This window comes from Bacteroides parvus, assembly GCF_017309675.2.
In the GTDB taxonomy this organism is placed as follows: domain Bacteria; phylum Bacteroidota; class Bacteroidia; order Bacteroidales; family Bacteroidaceae; genus Bacteroides; species Bacteroides uniformis.
Genome location: NZ_CP084680.1, coordinates 3,937,584 through 3,956,295 on the forward strand (window position 1 = coordinate 3,937,584; position 18,712 = coordinate 3,956,295).

Below are 18,712 nucleotides of genomic sequence, written 5' to 3' on the forward strand. Positions count from 1 at the left end.
AGGAAGGCGAAGGATAAATCGTTCCATCGTGGGGGAAATATTATTCCACCACTAGGAAAAAATCGTTCCACCATGGTGGAACGATTTTTCCTCCACGATGGAACGATTAAATCTATGCAGATTCGGAGCTTAGTATTTACACTCGCGAATTATCTCTATCAGCTGCCAGAAATCTTCGGGATGAACATCTCCGATATTGCCGATACGGAAAGTGTCGGCTTGCGAAATCTTTCCCGGATAGATGACAAATCCACGCTCTTTCAGTTGTGTGTAGAAAGCTTTGAAATTGAAATCGGCATGAGGATAGAGGAAAGAAGTAATAACGGGCGATTGAATCTCGTCCGGCAGCAACGTTTGGAAACCGAGGGAACGCATGCCGTCCACCAGCACGCGGTGGTTCTCGCAATATCTGTTGTGACGGGCCTCCACACCGCCCTCCTCTGCCAGTTCGTCCATGGCTTGCTTGAAGGCGCGGACCACGTGTGTGGGAGAAGTAAAACGCCATTTGCCATGTCCTTTCTCCATGGCTTCCCATTGGTCGTAAATGTCGAGAGAGAGTGACTTGGAGACGCCCTTGCAGTGCAACAGCTCGGAACGGCGAGCGATGATGAAGCCAAATCCCGGAACGCCCTGGATGCACTTGTTGGCACTGCTGATGAGGAAGTCTATGCCCAGTTCGTGTACATCGAGGGGAACACCGCCGAAGCTGCTCATGGCGTCTACAATCAGTTTCTTGCCGTGCATCTTGACGAGGTGGGCTATCTCCTTGAGGGGATTGAGCACGCCGGTAGTGGTTTCGCAATGCACCACGGCAACGTGAGTGATTTCGGCATTGTGCGAAAGATAGTCGTCAACGTAGCTGACGGAGACTTGCTCCGTTTCGTCAAAAGCAAGCATGTCGTACGAGATGCCGTGATACTCGGCGATGTTGCCCATGCGGTCGCCATAGGCGCCGTTGCTCAGTATGAGAAGTTTGTCGCCAGGCTTGATGACGCTACCGATGACGGCTTCCACACAGTACGTGCCGCTGCCTTGCAGGAGGATGGAAGTATAGTCGCCGGTATGCTGGGTGGCGAGGGAGACGAGGGACTTACGGATTTCTTCCACAATGTGGAGGTTGTAGTCTTCGTCCCAGGTACACCAGTCGGTCAGCATGGCTTCCTTGACAGTTTGTGAGGTAGTAAGGGGGCCGGGGGTAAGGAGAATGTAGGGTTTCATATGCATTGAGTTTTTAAGTTTATACGTTTATAAGGGTTACAAAATCTCAAGTTTACGGTTTATCTCGGCGATGACTGCGGGAAGCTCGGCAATGGTATCGACCACATAGTGGGCACCGGCGGCAAGCATGCGGCGGCGGACATCGGCCTTACGGGCTTCGAGCTCATCGGCAGGCAAGGAGGAGACTTCCTCTTGTGTCAGTCCCAGTTCGTTACTGCCGAGGACTACACCGACGGTCCATGCTTTGGCATTGATACCCTCCTTGATGTCGGCGATGGTATCGCCATACTTCAACACACAATCTACGGAGGGGATGGCGAGGTCTGCCATATTCTTATATATCATGTAGGGAGCAGGACGGCCTGCAGGCAACCCGTCGGGAGTGACACAATTATCTACCGCATAGCCTTTGGCAGTGGCGGCAGGCAGCACAACATCCATCATAGAGCGGGTATAGCCGGTGGTGGAGCCAATGCGGACGCCTTGCGCACGCAGTGCGGAAATCGTTTCCACCACACCGGGAATAGGGTCGGTATAATCTTCGAGCGAGGCAAACAACACCCGTTGGAATTCGGCATAACGTGCCTGCACGTCTTCCTCACCGGCGGGACGGCCGAATTTCCGTTCAAATTCCGCACGGACACGCTCTATATTGAACAGCGCACGGATTTCTTCTACTTTGGTCAGCCCCATGTGCGCACGTGTTTCGGCAGCAGTGACGGGAACGCCGATGGCCCGAAAGCTCTCGACAAAGGCGGCGACGGGAGCAAAGCAACCGTAATCGACGGCAGTTCCTGCCCAGTCCATAATGATACATTCAATTCTTTTCATACGATATATTATTATTATTCAGTCTCAAGAAGCAAGGAATTGCCCGGCCGGGACCAACGGCGCAAACGGAAAAGGGAAGAGCCCAACGGTCCCGAAGCATTCTCCTTGCGATAGCGCTGCACCAGGTAGACAGCCGAGCATAGGAAAGCCACGCTGCACACAATGCCTACATAGCCCGACATCAGGTTATAGAAATCCAGCCAGTTGATGTCCGGATTGAAAAATTCCTTGAATACCAATACCACCACCGTACCGGTATACCCGATAAAATCGAGTGTGACGATAAAGAACCCCACATTCCCCTTGATGCGGAAGCAGGCGATGAAACGCTCGAAGAACAACGTCTGAAAGCTGAGGTAAACAGTATAGAGCGACAAACTCTGGAGGAACAGCCACGTCATGGGTGGCAGTTGCAACCCATCGTAATTGAAGGCCACGAATCCCAAGGTCGCTGTGCCGCACGTCACAAGCACCAGCAGCAGGCACAGCACCTTTATATTACTCCTCACCGCGGACATCAGCCCGAAAAGCAACAAGATAATCAGTGTCACCACCGCATCTACCTTGGCAAATGCCCACGACGACAGCCCCACCGCCTCCACATCCAGAATCTTCACCAGGAAGTCCTCCTTGATGTCCTGCAAGACGGTGATGAACAAGTTTGCCGCAAACAGCATCAGCAATACCGGCATGAAGCTCTTGAAGAGGTCCGCACGCGCCCTGCCGTCCAGCGTCACCCGTTCCGAGCGCAGTGCCCGGTCTGCCGCGGTAGGTTGCGGCATTCTCGTCATCAGCCAGCCCAGCAACGACAGCAGCGGGAAGGCAAAGGCACCGATAAAGGCAGGCATCCAGAACTCACTGATGTGGAGATGCTCCATCACAAACAGCCCGACAGACTTTGCCGTGCCCGAACTGATGGCAATGCTCAGCCCCATCAGGCTCGCCAGCAGATCCGTCACCCGCCGCCCCTCGAGGAAACTGAAAATCACTCCCCACATGCATCCCAACGAAAGCCCGTTGAAGAACAGCGCAAAGACATTCAGCGGCCGGGGCAACGCTCCGAACAGCACCAGCGAAAGCTCGGCCACCGCCACCGAGAGGATGATGAACTTCAGACGGTTCTCCTTCTTCAGTTCCGAAATTACCTTGATGCCAATCAGCTTGGAAATAAAATAGCCGGAAATCTGCACGATGCTGGTTGCCGTCTTGTAATCCATCCCGAAGAAGTCGAGCCCGTCGAAGCCCGCAGCCGTAAACGGCTTGCGCAGCGCATAGACCAGTGAATAGGAAAGCAAAGCCGCTCCACCCGCCCAAAGGATGAATAAGGCATCAGCCAGTCTCTTGCTCTGTATTATCTGTTTTTTCTCACCGTTGAACATAGTGTGTTGTTTAAATTCGTTCTTGATTTCGGTGGCAAAGATAGAGGCGGGCGCTGACAGCAAAAATGAATTTCCATTATTAATAAACTTCATGAAAACAGCCCTTTATTATGTAACATTAATGAAATATTTATGTAACGCCAGCATAACATCCGCACCTTTTCTTTGCACCCATTTAAGTAATGTATCATAGAAGCACACCCTTATGAACGACCTTTTAGACATATACAAACGCATCGAATACCTCCGCAACAAAGGAGTGAAAATGAAAGAAATGGCAGACCACACCAACATGGCGGCGAGCGTCCTCTCCTCCCTCTACTCCAGCGTCCTCCCCACCTACATCAGCACCCTGCGGAAAGGCAGTACGGAGGAAGAATCCCTGGACTACGCCCTCTCCCAAGTGAACAACGTATCGAAGAAGCGCCTCCTCGGCTCCCTCAAAGAACTGAAGGAACAACTTTTTGAGCTGGAGCCTGCTCCAGCCACGGGGCAAAAAGCCAACCCTTTCCTCGACATGCTGACCGAAGAGATACTCCACTCGGCGCAGGAAGTATACAATTACAGCGGCATCTACATCAGTTACAGCCTCTCTTCCTCCTCCAATGCCTTAAAGGTGGAGCCTTACCTGATAACCCCTGCCGACAGCAACGACCACGTCAAAGTGGTGCACATGAGCGCCTACAACACCACCCACTTCGGCACTGCTATCTTCAACAACCACCAGAATGCCTATATCTTCTTCAACGAACGCGAGGCGCCCCAACTGGCCTTGTTCACCATCTACCTGCAACTGCCCATGTACGACTTTCCCCACCTGCTCAAAGGGCTCTACCTCTGTCTGGACTACAACCGCAACCCCATAGCCCGCCGCATCCTCTTCATCAAACACTCGGACAGCACCTCCATGGACGACTTCCTGGAACTGAAAGGCCAACTCATCCCCCAAGACCAGCTGACCGACGAGCAACGCCCCTACTACAACTACACCTGCCAGCCGGGCGACTTCATCAAAACCTGTTCCGTCCCCTCTCCCCTGCTGAACGAGAAAGACCTGGAACGGGAGAAACGGATGCTGGAAATCTAAGACAGCCCGGACAGTCCGGGAATTTTCACTTTGCAACCAAGTTGCATCTCCTTTCCGCTACCTTTGCTGCAGAAAATAGAAAATAGGAGGAAACAATATGAGTTGCAAATGCTGCTGCACACACGGACATACAGCGATACAAGAAAAAAGAAACAGTCTGCTGAAAGATTATTGGAGAATCATCCTCTCTGCCCTATTGCTCTTCGGAGGGCTCATCCTGAATGCTACTGACGCCACCTTCTTCAAGGGAGAGTATGTACCTTTTATATGGTACTTGCTTGCCTATCTCCCCGTAGGCCTCCCGGTGATGAGGGAAGCCTGGGAAAGCATCCTGCAAAAGGACGTGTTCAGCGAATTCACCCTTATGTCCATCGCTACCCTCGGCGCCTTCTATATAGGCGAATATCCCGAAGGCGTTGCCGTCATGCTCTTCTACTCCTTGGGAGAGCTCTTTCAGGACAAAGCCGTAGACAAAGCCAAGCGTAACATCAGCGCCCTGCTCGACGTACGTCCCGAAACGGCAACGGTCATCAGAAACGGCAGTACGCTTGTCGAAGCTCCCCAACGTGTGCAGGTAGGCGAAACCATCGAAGTAAAAGCCGGAGAGCGCGTCCCCCTGGACGGAACGATGCTGGACGAAGTTGCCGCCTTCAACACCTCCGCACTGACGGGAGAAAGTGTTCCCCGCAACATCCGCCAAGGCGGGGAAGTGCTTGCCGGAATGATTGCGACCGACAAAGTCGTACGCATCCAAGTCACCAAACCCTTCGAGAAAAGTGCTCTTTCCCGTATATTGGAACTGGTGCAGAATGCCTCCGAGCGCAAAGCGCCGGCAGAACTTTTCATCCGTAAGTTTGCCCGTATCTATACGCCCACCGTCACCGGACTGGCGGCATTGATTGTACTGCTCCCCTTCCTCTATTCGCTGGCAGATGCACAATTCTCGTTCATCTTCAATGACTGGCTATACAGAGCATTGGTCTTTCTGGTTATCTCCTGCCCGTGCGCCCTCGTCGTAAGCATTCCGTTAGGCTACTTCGGAGGAATCGGTGCCGCCTCCCGCCTGGGTGTCCTCTTCAAAGGGGGCAACTACCTCAATGCCATCACCCAAGTCGACACGGTGGTATTCGACAAGACGGGTACGCTGACCAAAGGCACCTTCGATGTACAATCCTGCCAGGCACAACCGGGAGTTACGGAAGAGAAGTTGATACAGCTTGCCGCCTCGGCAGAGCGAAACAGTACGCACCCCATAGCCAAAGCCATCGTAAGCTATGCCAAACAAAGGGATATAGAGCTGATTGCCACAACGGACGTTACGGAGATTGCCGGCCACGGACTGCAAGCCACTATGGATGGAACGCGTGTCCTGGTGGGCAACACCCGCCTGCTGACTAAGTTCGGGATAGAATATCCCGATGAACTGTCATCAATTGTCGATACGATTGTGGTCTGCGCCATCGGAACCAAATATGCCGGCTATCTGTTATTATCAGACACATTGAAGGAAGACGCCGTCAACGCCGTCAAAGAATTAAAAGCTTTAAATATCAATAATATTCAGATATTATCGGGAGACAAACAAGCCATTGTTACTAACTTTGCAGAAAAGCTAGGCATCACCCAGGCATACGGAGACCTGCTGCCGGACGGAAAGGTGAAGCACATCGAGGCACTCCGCAGCAACCCTGCCAACCGGATAGCCTTTGTGGGCGACGGCATCAATGATGCCCCGGTTCTTGCCCTTAGTCATGTGGGCATCGCCATGGGCGGACTTGGCAGCGATGCCGCCATCGAAACCGCCGATGTAGTGATACAGACAGACCAGCCTTCGAGAGTGGCCACCGCCATTCATGCGGGCAGGCAAACCCGCCGGATTGTCTGGCAGAACATCTCGCTGGCTTTCGGAGTGAAGCTGCTTGTCCTCATCCTCGGTGCCGGTGGAATCGCCACACTTTGGGAAGCTGTCTTTGCCGACGTAGGCGTCGCCCTCATTGCGATAGTGAACGCCATACGCATACAGAAACTTATTAAATAGAAAAAATGGAACAAAAGAAATATTTGGACCTATTGGCCAAAAGAGACATACAGCCCACTGCCATTCGCATCCTGGTATTGTGCACCATGATGCAGGCAGGCCGTTCCGTCTCATTGCTCGACCTTGAAACCATGCTGGATACGGTGGACAAATCCACCATCTTCCGTACCCTTACCCTATTCCTCTCCCATCATCTGATACACAGTATAGATGACGGGACGGGTTCCTTCAAGTATGCCGTGTGCAGTGACAGTTGCTCTTGCGACGTAAGCGACCTGCACACCCATTTCCATTGCGAGAAATGCAACAAGACCTTCTGCTTCACCAACATTCCCACTCCGGTGGTGAAGCTGCCTCAAGGATTTACACTGAACAGCATCAACTATGTACTGAAAGGCATTTGTCCGGACTGTGCAGCAGAAGCCAACCGGGAGGCTTAGTTAAAAAATAAAAATCCATGCAGTCATTCATGTTCTTCTCTATCTTTAAGAAATAACATTGAGACAAACACATGGATACAAAAGCTCTTGTCACTTTATGCCAGAAGGGAAACGGGCAGGCCTTGAGCCTGCTCTACGAAAACTATTCAGAGAAAATGCTGAAAGTATGCCTACGCTATATTCCCGACCCAACGATAGCCCAAGATCTTCTTCACGACGGTTTTGTCATCATATTCACTTCCATTCATTCGCTGCGCAACCCGGAGAAACTGGAATACTGGATGAAAAAGATTATGAGAAACCTGGCACTGCAATACCTCAACCATGCCAATGCCAACCCCACCATCCCATTGACAGATATTCCGGAAGAGGAAGAGCCTGCTGAAAATCCTTTTTGTCCGGATTTCATTTCGTACGATAAGATGCTGGATATAGTGGAGAGCCTTCCGGAGGGCTACTGCAAGGTATTTAAACTGGCAGTACTGGAAGGATTGTCCCACAAAGAAATCGGAGATTTACTGGGTATAGCGCCACACTCCTCTTCCTCCCAATTGTTCCGGGCGAAAATTTTACTTAAAAAGATGCTGGCAGGATACCGTGTATTCATTGTTTTGACAGTATTGCTTCTCTTTCCAACGCTGTATGACTATCTGTACAGAGAGAAAAAGAGTATCAGGGAAAACCGTTTGTCCAAAGTTTCTTCCAGGCAAGCCGGGAGTACGCAACTAACAAAGAAAACCGATACTCCCCGAAACGACGAACAATGCTATACCAAAGAAAATCTGAACAAAAGGGAACGAATCATCCCTCCCGTTCCTGTTTCCACAGAATGGCCCCTTACCATACCCAAAATGAAAGATAGCATCCACAAATATCCCATACCCTCTCCATTCACCGGACAGACCATCACCAACCGGCAGATGGCTTTCGCCTCCTCCCCTTCCCCGATGCTGCCAACCCGCAAGAAGAAATCCGGGAAATGGAAGTTGATGCTGGCAGGTTCACTCGGACCGCAACTGGCACAGAACTTATATAAGCTGATTGCCACTCCACATACCGACGGCATTTCAAGTGACTTCCCTCAACAAGTCAGTACGTGGGAAGAGTATTATTCTTATCTGCACACCCGCTATCAGCAGGGTACTCTGGGAAAAGATTCCATCGGACTCATGCAGATTGCCCAGAATAACAGCGGCAGGATTGTTGAGAACCAGCAGCATCATGCCCCCATCGTCGTGGGACTCTCTCTCAGCAAGAAATTGAATGAGCGTTGGAGTCTGGAAACCGGATTGCAATATACGCTTCTCAGGTCGGAGTTCACTACCGGCGAAGCATTCCGCATTCAAGACAACCAGAAGCTACATTATATCGGCATCCCTCTCCGGCTTTCCTACCGTTTCTGGCATTACAAACGTTTCTCCGGTTATGCCACGGCAGGCATGCAGGTGGATATCCCCATAAAAGGGACACTCCAAAGCTTCCATGTCACGGACAGTATTCCACACAAGCTCGGCAGTCATCCGGTAAGTGCTCCCTGGCAGTGGTCGGTCAACACAAGTATAGGCATACAATATCACCTCACACCCCAGGCAGGCATCTATCTGGAGCCGACTGTAAACTATTACATCCCCGACGGCAGCCAACTGCGCACCATCCGAAAGGAACATCCGTTCACATTCACCCTCCCGGTAGGCCTCCGCATTTCCTGGTAAAAAAACGATGTGCCACGCAGTCTTTTACCCGACTGATTATCTATTTATATGGATAATCAAACTCAAGAAGGAACAAAGAACATGCAGAAACGACATACCGACCGGGAAAGCTACTTTGGTGAACAGTCACAGACCAGCAAGAACTATTATATCCCCTACATAAAGGAAGTCATCGGACACATCCCCGATAAAGTGCTGGAAGTGGGCTGTGGAGAGGGAGGCAATCTGCTCCCCTTTGCCGAAGCCGGTTGCCGGGTGATGGGCGTAGACATTGATGCCACGCGAATAGAACAAGCCAGAACCTTCTTCGCCCAAAGGCATCAGCAGGGACAGTTCATTGCCACCGACATTTTCCAGCTTAAGGACAAGGCTACGAATTTTCCCCTAATTCTTCTACACGATGTGATAGAGCATATCAGAGACAAAGAACGGTTCCTCTCCGGCCTACAAAAACATTTGTCTGCCGATGGAGCTATATTTGTAGGGTTTCCCGCCTGGCAAATGCCATTCGGAGGCCACCAGCAGATAGCACACAGCCGCATTGTTTCACACTTCCCTTTTCTCCACCTCCTTCCCCGCACTTTATACAAATGGATATTAAGACTATGCGGCGAGCAGGAACACGCAATTACGGAGCTACTGGATATAAAGAGCACCGGATGCACCATAGAACTGTTCAATCGTATCGCCCGGCAAGCCAACTATCAAATCATTGACCGGAGACTGTACCTTATAAACCCACATTATAAAATCAAATTCGGCTTGTCCCCACGAAGGCTCAACGGAGTTATTGCTGCTATCCCGTATATAAGAAACTTCTCTTGTACAAGTTGCTTTTACATATTAAAGAAAGGGACTAAAACTGTTAATCACTACTGATTTCCCAGCTTTAGAATTGATTCCGAACCATCAATTTAAGATTATATATTCAGAAGAAACCATTAATTTTTTGAATAGCTCTGATGAAAGAGTGGGTGTAGAAACCCTCATAAACTAAAAAATCCCCCTCGCTGCAGATGGTTGTAGCGAGGGGGATTTCAATAAAAGAGGAACTTGCACTTCTTCCCTTTTAATGTTTTTACATCGTTACTTGGTTCATTACAGCCTCGTCAGGTGTCGTTCCTATTTCATCGGCAAATAATATGTGGGTGATAGACCCTCTCGGGGTCGGAGTTTCGATTTTAATTCTTTGACCTTGGTACATCTCCGGAATATCAACCAGCTTACATCTATGGGCTTCGTTATTGCCAAAACTGACATAATAGTCTTCCCCTATTACCAGCTTTACAGGTTTACGTTGAGAGAAATGAATCGGACAAACAGAGCTATCCACTTTTATATCTATCACAAAACCAAGAGCGGATGTTACCTTAGATAGTATATCAATGCTCACATTATAAGCCCCTTTCTCTATCTTGGCTATATTAACACGATTAACACCACAAAGATTAGCCAATTCCTCTTGGGTCATATTTCTCTTCTTGCGAAGAATGGCTAACCGGTTACCAATCCGTTCACGTTCTTTCAAAATCTTCTCTGTACATTTTCCTTCGTGAATTTTCATAAATCTGTTGCAGAATTTAAAGTGTTGCCCCCACTTCTAATAGTTATTGATTTTTGAACAGACAAAAGTAGATATTAATTTTGAATTGTAGCACATTTACTACAATTATTTTTAAATGAATATAAAAGATAGAGGAAGTAGTAGAAAAAGAAATTCCCTGAATCATTGAAATTCAAGGAATTAAAAACTTATTTTCCCATTTTTCGTGGAGCTGGAGGGAATCGAACCCTCGTCCAAACGAGGAAATCATAAGCTTTCTACATGCTTATCTTTGCCTAAATTTTCGTGCAGCGGCAGAACCAAAGCCATCAACCGTTGCCTTATCCTCTAAATTTTCACCCGCGCCACGAGGCTGACACGAACTATCCCCGATTTGACTGCACCACTTTATCGGAATGCTTCGGAGCAACAGCTTCCGAGTGATGTCACGTCCCAGCACCTGGTGCCGGGATTAAGCTTCAATCTACTATACTTCGATTAAGCAGCGAGAGCGTAACGAGTTTCGCCAGATAAAATTTTGAGGACTGAGATTAAAGTGCAAATCAACGACGCACTGCATGCTTACTTACCATTTCTGCCCGCTGTCAAATCCAGTCAACCCCATGACTTTGTAACAGTCTGAAATTTAAAAGATTGCGTAACTCATTGCTAAGTAGGGAGGGTGAAAAAGGGATAAATGCTACTTTATTTTTCATCCTCTACCGCTTTCTTTGGCACAAAGATACATATTCTTTTATTAGCAATCACCATATATTTACAAATATTAGCTAATACTGACTTTTCGTGATAAAAACAATAATCCTCCATACATACAATATGTGCACCCCATTGTCATCAATGTTCAAACAGCTACCAAAGCCAGTATCCGTTGACGGAATTAACCCCTGCAAGAGGGAATCTCTATCTTCTGTAATGGATATTTGCACAGAAGAGATGGGAAGTTAACGGAAAAAGTCTCTGAAGTTAACTGAAAAACCGGAAAGAATTAAGGAAGCAATCTATCCCAAACTTTGGTTTTTTCATACCCAGCCTTGGGATGTCTAAACCAAACCTTGGTTTAGACATCCCAAGGTTGAAAAGAAAGTTCTTCCGTACAAGTAACAATTCCGCCAACAGATTCCTATTATATAAATACACCCTCGTTTAACAGATGTAGCCGTAATACTTGTATACCCGCGATTGCATCTACTTTTCAGGTTATTATAGTGTTCTCTCTTTCTTTTTAAAAGTGAATGATATGTTTCGTCTAATAATGATTTGAATTCCCCGGTAGCGTCTTGGAGGATATTTTTAGTAAGAGGAAGACCCTTCGGACAATAAAAGCCGATACTTCGGACTATTTTATCCCTTTATTTCACACATTAGCCGTATTTTTGTCAACAAAAGAAACAATAATAACCAAGAGATTTTTAGAACATATCATGAAGAACCTTATTGCCCTAACCCTGCTGCTTGGAGGAAGCACACTGCTCTGCGCACAAAAGCCTGCCAAAACACCGGCAACCTACAAGCCGGTGAAAAGTGAAATATACCGCAAAGGTTGGATAGACTTCAACAAAAACGGAGTGAAAGACGTGTACGAAGCCCCCTCCGCCCCGCTCGAAGCACGCATCGAAAACCTGCTGCAACAGATGACGCTGGACGAGAAGACCTGCCAAATGGTCACCCTCTACGGTTACAAACGTGTACTGAAAGACGACCTCCCCACCCCCGAATGGAAAGAGCTGCTCTGGAAAGACGGCATCGGCGCCATCGACGAACACCTGAACGGCTTCCAGCAATGGGGACTCCCCCCCTCGGACAATGCCTACGTCTGGCCCGCCTCGCGCCACACCTGGGCACTGAACGAGGTACAGCGGTTCTTTGTGGAAGATACCCGTCTCGGCATCCCTGTAGACTTTACCAACGAAGGCATACGCGGCGTGGAAAGCTACCGCGCCACCAACTTCCCCACCCAACTGGGACTGGGACATACCTGGAACCGTGAACTGATTCGCCAAGTAGGACTCATCACCGGACGCGAAGCCCGCATGCTGGGCTACACCAACGTCTACGCCCCCATCCTCGACGTAGGACGCGACCAGCGCTGGGGACGCTACGAGGAGGTTTACGGCGAATCTCCCTACCTCGTAGCCGAACTGGGCATCGAAATGGTGCGCGGCTTGCAGCACAACCACCAAGTGGCCGCCACCGGCAAGCACTTTGCCGCTTACAGTAACAACAAAGGCGCCCGCGAAGGCATGGCACGTGTGGACCCGCAAATGTCGCCGCGCGAAGTGGAGAACATACACATCTACCCCTTCAAACGCGTCATCCGGGAAGCTGGCATGCTGGGCGTAATGAGTTCGTACAACGATTACGACGGCATCCCCGTGCAGGGCAGCTACTACTGGCTCACCACCCGCCTGCGTAGCGAAATGGGATTCCGTGGCTACGTCGTATCCGACAGTGACGCCGTAGAATACCTCTACACCAAGCACGGCACCGCCAAAGACATGAAAGAAGCCGTCCGCCAAAGCGTGGAAGCCGGGCTGAACGTACGCTGTACCTTCCGCTCGCCCGACTCCTTCGTCCTTCCCCTCCGCAAACTGGTGAAGGAAGGCGGGCTGAGCGAAGAAGTCATTAACGACCGTGTGCGCGACATCCTCCGGGTAAAGTTCCTCATTGGTCTGTTCGATGCCCCCTACCAGACAGACCTTACCGGTGCCGACCGTGAAGTGGAAAAAGAAGAGAACGAAGCCATCGCCTTGCAGGCATCCCGCGAGTCCATCGTTCTGCTGAAGAATGCCGGTGAGCTGTTGCCCTTAGACATCAACTCCACCAAGAAGATTGCCGTCTGTGGTCCCAATGCCAACGAAGAAGGCTACGCGCTGACCCATTACGGCCCCCTTGCCGTAGAGGTGACCACTGTACTGGAAGGCATTCAAGAAAAGACAAAAGGCAAGGCAGAGGTGCTCTACACCAAAGGCTGCAACCTAGTGGATGCCCACTGGCCCGAAAGTGAAATCATAGACTATCCTCTGACCGACGACGAGCAAGCCGAGATAGACAAAGCCGTAGAAAATGCCCGTCAAGCTGATGTTGCCATCGTAGTATTAGGCGGCGGACAACGCACCTGCGGCGAAAACAAATCGCGCACCAGCCTCGACCTGCCCGGCCGGCAGTTGCAACTGCTTCAAGCCATACAAGCCACGGGCAAGCCCGTCGTACTGATACTCATCAACGGACGCCCGCTCTCCATCAACTGGGCAAACAAGTTCGTCCCCGCTATCCTCGAAGCTTGGTATCCCGGCTCCAAAGGCGGAACAGCCCTGGCCGACATCCTCTTCGGCGACTACAACCCCGGCGGAAAGCTGACAGTGACCTTCCCCAAGAGCGTAGGGCAAATACCCTTCAACTTCCCCTGCAAGCCTTCTTCACAGATAGACGGCGGTAAGAATCCGGGACTCAACGGCAATATGTCACGCATCAACGGAGCACTGTACCCCTTCGGTTACGGCTTGAGCTACACCACCTTCGAGTACTCCGACCTCGACATCACCCCCCGAGTCATTACCCCAAACGAGTCTGCCACCGTCCGCCTGAAGGTGACCAACACCGGCAAACGCGCCGGAGATGAAGTAGTGCAACTCTATATCCGCGACGTACTGAGCAGCATCACCACCTACGAAAAGAACCTTGCAGGTTTCCAGCGCATCCACCTTGAACCGGGCGAAACCCAGGAACTATCCTTCACCATCGACCGCAAGCACTTGGAGCTTCTGGACGCCGACATGAAATGGGTGGTGGAACCCGGCGACTTCGTGCTCATGGCCGGCGCCTCTTCCGAAGACATCCGCTTAAACGGAACGCTGACCGTAGAGGATTATCAGACTCGAGCCAAAGCCATTGAAGTCCAAAAACCGACAAAGCGTGTGAACGCCAGCACTAACCCAGAGGATGCCGAAAACGTGCTCGACGAAAAAATCAATACCGTATGGCAAGGAAATAAGGGAGATTATATTACCTTTGCCCTAAAGAACGGAGCCAAGGTAGATAAAGTTGCCATCGCCTTTACACGCGACAACAACCTACCGGCAACCTTCGAAATCCAGCTCTCGGGCGGTGGCGGACAGTTCCTCACCGTATATTCGGGCACCGTCAGCGAATATGGCAAGCTGATTTCCTATCCGTTCAAAGGCACTACCGCCAGCGACCTCCGCATCGTGCTGAACGATGACCGCGTCGGTATTGCCGAAGTTAAATTTTAATGTGCTAATGTGCCAATATGCTAATTGGCTGCGCTGTATATGCCGCAGGGGCATTGGCACATTAGCATATTGACATATTAGCACATTAAATTAATGAAAACACTTCTTTTCTGTATGCTCGGATTAGGTTTGACAGCATGTGGCTCTTCTCCAAAGGGCACTAACGGTGGCCAGGACGAACTTGCCATGCTGGTAGGTACTTACACGAATGGTTCAAGCAAGGGTATCTATACCTTCCGCTTTAATCAGGAGACGGGAACAGCCGTCCCGCTCAGTTCAGCGACATTGCCCAATCCCTCCTACCTCGTTCCCTCGGAAGATGGCGAATTTGTCTATGCCGTCAGTGAAATGAACGACAGCACAGCAGCCCTCAGCTCCCTTTCCTTCAATCGGGAAACGGGAGAACTGCGCCTGCTGAACACCGTTCCCACCTTCGGCGCCGCCCCCTGCTACGTGGCCACCAATGGCCGGGAAGTGTTGACTGCCAACTACAGCGGTGGAACCATGTCCGTCTTTCCTTTACAGAAAGACGGCACTTTGGCCCCTGCAGACACGCTCTTTCAAGGCTCTGCCACCGGTCCCGACGCCATACGACAAGTCACTCCCCACATCCATTGCACGGTCTTTTCACCGGACGGAAAGTACATCTTCGCCACCGACTTCAGTGCCGACCGCATCCTGCGCTTTGTGATGCACCCCGACAACCCTATTCCTCATGCTTCTTTGGAAGCCGTTAACATTGAGGAGGATTCCGGCCCGCGCCACCTGACATTCAGTCCCAACGGGAAGTTTGCCTATCTCATCACCGAGTTGTCCGGCAAAGTCATCGCCTTCAGTTACGATGACGGCCGCCTGGAACAGATACAAACCACTACAGCCGACACCGTAGCCGCCCGTGGAAGTGCAGACATCCACCTCAGTCCGGACGGGAAATACCTCTATGCCAGTAATCGGCTGAAAGAAGACGGCATCGCCATCTTTGCCGTTAATCCCGAAAATGGGACCTTGACAAAGGTAGGTTATCAGCCAACCGGCATCCATCCTCGCAACTTCAACATTACACCCAACGGCAAATACTTGCTTGCCGCCTGCCGTGACAGCAATGTCATTCAGGTGTATAAACGAAACGAAGTTACCGGACTTTTAGAAGACACTCATCAGGACATTGTAGTCGACATGCCGGTTTGCGTACAATTCGTCAGATCTGTTAATAATTTATAAAGCAATATTTAGCAAAGATAACTTCATTAACTTTGTCCCTTAGCTAAATCAGTCTAAACGAATGTAGATTATGAAAAAGAATATATTGATACTCTCAGCTCTGTTCTTGTCTACCACTGCCATAGCGCAAACAGACGTAACCACCGGTGTGATGCGTGGCAAAGACTATGGAGTAACCTATATGTTGCCCAAAACAGAAATAGAAATCGTATTGCAAACCACCAAGCATACCTACACTCCCGGAGAATTTTGCAGATATGCCGACCGCTATCTGCGTCTCAACAACGTGTCTGCCGAACCGGAAGAGTTCTGGACACTGGATAAGATAGAAACCCGTATAGCCGGTATACCGGATAAGGACAATGTCTATTTCGTCAAAATGAAAGACAAAACCGTGGCACCCCTTATGGAGCTTACTGAAGACGGGATTGTCCGCTCCATCAACATTCCGTTCAGTGACAAGCCTGCTGCCAAGATGCCCGTAGCTAAAGCCACCGAAAGCAACATTGACCCACGCAGTTTTCTGACAGAAGAAATACTGATGTCCAACTCCAGTGCCAAGATGGCCGAGCTGGTGGCCAAGGAAATATACAGCATCCGCGAAAGCAAGAATGCCATCCTGCGCGGTGAGGCAGACAATATGCCCAAGGACGGCGCCCAGCTCAAGCTGATGCTCGACAATCTGAACCAGCAGGAAACGGCCATGACGGAAATGTTCTCGGGCAAAATAAAGAAAGAACCCAAGACATTCACTATCCGGTTGACGCCTAAAGAGATGAAAGATGAAGTGGCTTTCCGTTTCTCCAAAAAGTTAGGAGTGGTAGCTAATAATGACCTTGCAGGTGAACCGTATTACATCAGTGTCACAGACCTCAAAAATCCCGATGTATCTGCCACCGAAGAAAGTAAAAAGAAAGTGGACGGTGTAGCCTATAACCTTCCGGGCAAGGCACAAGTGACATTGGTGTATAACAATAAGAAATTGTTTGATGACCAACTTCCCATTACCCAATTCGGCACCGTAGAATATCTCGCACCAGTACTGTTCAACAAGAATTCAACCATCAAAGTGTTGTTTGATACGGCAACGGGAGGACTGATAAAAGTAGATAGGGAATAAAGAAATTCTAATCCCGGATGGTCAACAGGATAAATCCATCCTTACGCAATTGCATTACGTAGGCGGTGACCCGGGGAATATAATTCTCTTCCTCCCCGAAGTGCCTGGCAAGTAGAGAAATGATTTCGCGCACGGTACGATGTCCGTCTATCAGATCCCAGACGGCTGTGCCGTGTTCTTCCAGCCTCACATGGATGTCAGGAGACATCCCCTTCGGCAATAAAAAACGACGCATCCATTCGTATTTAAACCGTGGGTAGGCGAGTACGGCGCACTCACCTTCCCATTCGGTTGTTATATGTCCACAGCGGACCGGAACAGCGTCCAACAGACTTACTTTTCCTTCGGGTATTTCCATCATATGGTATCCGCTTTTCCTATTATTTCTGAATATTAGGCTCTTCCAGCTTATAACCATACTTCCTGTCCGCCTTCTTCAGCAGTAGGGCCACTACAAGGGACAAGCAGGCAATACCGGTAAATATGCACATAGGCACCGTATAGTCATACATATTCGTTCCATCAGGTTTCTTACCGGATATACAATAGGCATCAAGCACCCACCCTATCAATGTAGGAATACCCCAAAGACCGATATTCTGGATAAAGAAAATCAATGCGTATGCCGTACCCAGCTGACTTACCGGGAATATCTTGGCCACAGCCGGCCACATGGCAGAAGGTACCAGCGAAAAAGCGATGCCCAAAATTATCATCAGCACAATAGCTACCAACCAATAGTTTATATCGGGAATAGCATAAATAAAATGTACACATATCAGCATGGCTGAACCCAGCAGCATGATAGATGCGGACTTGCCCCGCTTGTCAATAAAACCACCAAAGACCGGGGTCAGAATCAGCGCCCCCAATGCCGGAAGTCCGGCAAACGTACCAGCTACATTCTCATTGATACCGTATTTGATAATCATCAACTCGGAAGCAAATTTCTGGAATGGGAATACACAAGAGTAGAACAATACACACAGCAATGCTATCAGCCAGAAACCGGGATTGACCAGAATATTCTTCACATCCTTAAAGGAGAACTTCTCTTCCTCATCTTCCGTACCGGCAGCAATGGCAGCAGCTTCCATCTGTTTGTCCAGCTTCTTGTCCATCACTGTAAAGACGAAGAAAGCAATCATACCACCCAACAACAGAACCAAGCCCAACAACACCGGTGTGGAAATACCGAAAGCACGGGCCAAAGGAATGGCTACTGCATAACCGGCCTGCGAACCGATACGTGCCAAAGCAACTTGTACCCCCATAGCCGTGGCAAGCTCTTTCCCCTTAAACCACTTGGCTATGATTTTGGAAACTGTAATACCAGCGACCTCCGCTCCTACTCCAAAGATGGAATAACCGGCAAAAGCAACAAACACCCCTGTTTTATAGCCAAATATTTCATTGATTCCAAATAAAGTCGCGTCGGTACCGGCAAGTCCCGTCATTGCATAGTATTCAAGTGCTGTACCACCTACCATCAAGATAGTTGCCAGCTTTCCGGTGAAGCGGATGCCAAAGCGGTCGAGGATTAATCCTCCCCAAATCAGCATCAGGAAAAAAACATTCAGGAAACTATAACCACCGGTAAAGAATCCGAAATCAGTACTCGACCAAGCCAAGTCCGTTTCCAACATTGTCTTCAATGGCGCTACCACGTCGTTTACATAATAAGCTGCCATCATCGTGAAGGCAACAATCACCAATGCCCCCCAACGGGTAGCCTTGGAATCATTCAATTTAAGTTTGAGTTGTTCTGTCATTGCACTATTTAAATTTCAATTTATTAATCAGATTACATAAGTTGCTGACAAAGGTAAATAAATACTTCATTAAAACGAAA

Annotated in this window: 14 protein-coding genes and 1 other RNA gene; 8 read left to right on the forward strand and 7 right to left on the reverse strand. The window is 49.6% G+C overall.

Annotated features, from left to right (window positions below; genetic code table 11):
* Positions 1-129 precede the first annotated feature (129 nt).
* From JXR92_RS16260 to JXR92_RS16270, 3 genes are read right to left on the reverse strand one after another with little or no spacing between them, the layout of a single operon-like run.
* Complete coding sequence (locus JXR92_RS16260) at positions 130-1,218, reverse strand: 2-aminoethylphosphonate--pyruvate transaminase (protein ID WP_117600516.1); 1,089 nt, start codon at positions 1,216-1,218, stop codon at positions 130-132.
* Positions 1,219-1,254: 36 nt separating this feature from the next.
* Positions 1,255-2,049, reverse strand: a complete 795-nt coding sequence (phnX, locus tag JXR92_RS16265) for a phosphonoacetaldehyde hydrolase (protein WP_117964202.1) — start codon at positions 2,047-2,049, stop codon at positions 1,255-1,257.
* Positions 2,050-2,063: 14 nt separating this feature from the next.
* Positions 2,064-3,521 carry a DUF5690 family protein gene (locus tag JXR92_RS16270; protein WP_117600419.1) on the reverse strand — a complete coding sequence of 486 codons (1,458 nt, stop codon included), beginning with the start codon at positions 3,519-3,521 and terminating at the stop codon, positions 2,064-2,066.
* Between the two features lie 112 nt (positions 3,522-3,633).
* Between JXR92_RS16270 and JXR92_RS16275 the strand changes: the two genes are divergently transcribed.
* The 5 genes from JXR92_RS16275 to JXR92_RS16295 all read left to right on the forward strand — a co-directional run bounded on the left by JXR92_RS16275 (position 3,634) and on the right by JXR92_RS16295 (position 9,584).
* Positions 3,634-4,515: a hypothetical protein gene (locus JXR92_RS16275; RefSeq protein WP_138345313.1), complete on the forward strand. Its 882-nt coding sequence runs from the start codon at positions 3,634-3,636 to the stop codon at positions 4,513-4,515.
* Between the two features lie 97 nt (positions 4,516-4,612).
* A complete protein-coding gene (locus JXR92_RS16280) occupies positions 4,613-6,553 on the forward strand; it encodes a heavy metal translocating P-type ATPase (RefSeq protein ID WP_119961313.1) in 1,941 nt (646 codons plus the stop codon).
* 5 nt (positions 6,554-6,558) lie between these two features.
* Positions 6,559-6,993: a Fur family transcriptional regulator gene (locus JXR92_RS16285; protein ID WP_138345311.1), complete on the forward strand. Its 435-nt coding sequence runs from the start codon at positions 6,559-6,561 to the stop codon at positions 6,991-6,993.
* A 71-nt stretch (positions 6,994-7,064) separates the two neighbouring features.
* The gene (locus JXR92_RS16290) at positions 7,065-8,705 is read left to right on the forward strand and encodes a sigma-70 family RNA polymerase sigma factor (protein WP_118696433.1); all 1,641 of its coding nucleotides are present in this window, start codon (positions 7,065-7,067) and stop codon (positions 8,703-8,705) included.
* A gap of 81 nt (positions 8,706-8,786) precedes the next feature.
* Positions 8,787-9,584: a class I SAM-dependent methyltransferase gene (locus JXR92_RS16295; RefSeq protein WP_138345315.1), complete on the forward strand. Its 798-nt coding sequence runs from the start codon at positions 8,787-8,789 to the stop codon at positions 9,582-9,584.
* Positions 9,585-9,783: 199 nt separating this feature from the next.
* Here JXR92_RS16295 and JXR92_RS16300 read toward each other — a convergent pair whose 3' ends face one another.
* Entirely contained in the window at positions 9,784-10,269 is a 486-nt protein-coding gene (locus JXR92_RS16300; RefSeq protein ID WP_118696432.1) for a helix-turn-helix domain-containing protein, read from the reverse strand.
* A 203-nt stretch (positions 10,270-10,472) separates the two neighbouring features.
* Positions 10,473-10,871, reverse strand: a transfer-messenger RNA (tmRNA) gene (gene ssrA, locus JXR92_RS16305).
* Between the two features lie 819 nt (positions 10,872-11,690).
* On the opposite strand from ssrA, the gene JXR92_RS16310 reads away from it, so the two are divergent.
* The 3 genes from JXR92_RS16310 (at position 11,691) to JXR92_RS16320 (ending at position 16,860) form a co-directional block, all read left to right on the forward strand.
* The gene (locus JXR92_RS16310; protein WP_138345309.1) at positions 11,691-14,519 is read left to right on the forward strand and encodes a glycoside hydrolase family 3 N-terminal domain-containing protein; all 2,829 of its coding nucleotides are present in this window, start codon (positions 11,691-11,693) and stop codon (positions 14,517-14,519) included.
* 93 nt (positions 14,520-14,612) lie between these two features.
* Entirely contained in the window at positions 14,613-15,740 is a 1,128-nt protein-coding gene (locus JXR92_RS16315; protein WP_138345307.1) for a lactonase family protein, read from the forward strand.
* A 70-nt stretch (positions 15,741-15,810) separates the two neighbouring features.
* Positions 15,811-16,860 (forward strand): DUF4831 family protein, encoded by a 1,050-nt coding sequence (locus tag JXR92_RS16320; RefSeq protein ID WP_138345306.1) that lies wholly within the window; start codon positions 15,811-15,813, stop codon positions 16,858-16,860.
* 7 nt (positions 16,861-16,867) lie between these two features.
* Here JXR92_RS16320 and JXR92_RS16325 read toward each other — a convergent pair whose 3' ends face one another.
* A complete protein-coding gene (locus tag JXR92_RS16325) occupies positions 16,868-17,221 on the reverse strand; it encodes a PqqD family protein (protein ID WP_138345304.1) in 354 nt (117 codons plus the stop codon).
* Positions 17,222-17,240: 19 nt separating this feature from the next.
* Positions 17,241-18,632, reverse strand: coding sequence for an MFS transporter (locus tag JXR92_RS16330; protein WP_119961318.1), 1,392 nt, complete (start codon positions 18,630-18,632; stop codon positions 17,241-17,243).
* Between the last annotated feature and the right edge of the window lie 80 nt (positions 18,633-18,712).

Coding starts and splice junctions, on each gene's coding strand:
- JXR92_RS16260 (WP_117600516.1), bottom strand. CDS start 1,218: ATGAAACCCTACATTCTCCTTACCCCCGGCCCCCTTACTACCTCACAA.
- phnX (WP_117964202.1), bottom strand. CDS start 2,049: ATGAAAAGAATTGAATGTATCATTATGGACTGGGCAGGAACTGCCGTC.
- JXR92_RS16270 (WP_117600419.1), bottom strand. CDS start 3,521: ATGAAGTTTATTAATAATGGAAATTCATTTTTGCTGTCAGCGCCCGCC.
- JXR92_RS16275 (WP_138345313.1), top strand. CDS start 3,634: ATGAACGACCTTTTAGACATATACAAACGCATCGAATACCTCCGCAAC.
- JXR92_RS16280 (WP_119961313.1), top strand. CDS start 4,613: ATGAGTTGCAAATGCTGCTGCACACACGGACATACAGCGATACAAGAA.
- JXR92_RS16285 (WP_138345311.1), top strand. CDS start 6,559: ATGGAACAAAAGAAATATTTGGACCTATTGGCCAAAAGAGACATACAG.
- JXR92_RS16290 (WP_118696433.1), top strand. CDS start 7,065: ATGGATACAAAAGCTCTTGTCACTTTATGCCAGAAGGGAAACGGGCAG.
- JXR92_RS16295 (WP_138345315.1), top strand. CDS start 8,787: ATGCAGAAACGACATACCGACCGGGAAAGCTACTTTGGTGAACAGTCA.
- JXR92_RS16300 (WP_118696432.1), bottom strand. CDS start 10,269: ATGAAAATTCACGAAGGAAAATGTACAGAGAAGATTTTGAAAGAACGT.
- JXR92_RS16310 (WP_138345309.1), top strand. CDS start 11,691: ATGAAGAACCTTATTGCCCTAACCCTGCTGCTTGGAGGAAGCACACTG.
- JXR92_RS16315 (WP_138345307.1), top strand. CDS start 14,613: ATGAAAACACTTCTTTTCTGTATGCTCGGATTAGGTTTGACAGCATGT.
- JXR92_RS16320 (WP_138345306.1), top strand. CDS start 15,811: ATGAAAAAGAATATATTGATACTCTCAGCTCTGTTCTTGTCTACCACT.
- JXR92_RS16325 (WP_138345304.1), bottom strand. CDS start 17,221: ATGATGGAAATACCCGAAGGAAAAGTAAGTCTGTTGGACGCTGTTCCG.
- JXR92_RS16330 (WP_119961318.1), bottom strand. CDS start 18,632: ATGACAGAACAACTCAAACTTAAATTGAATGATTCCAAGGCTACCCGT.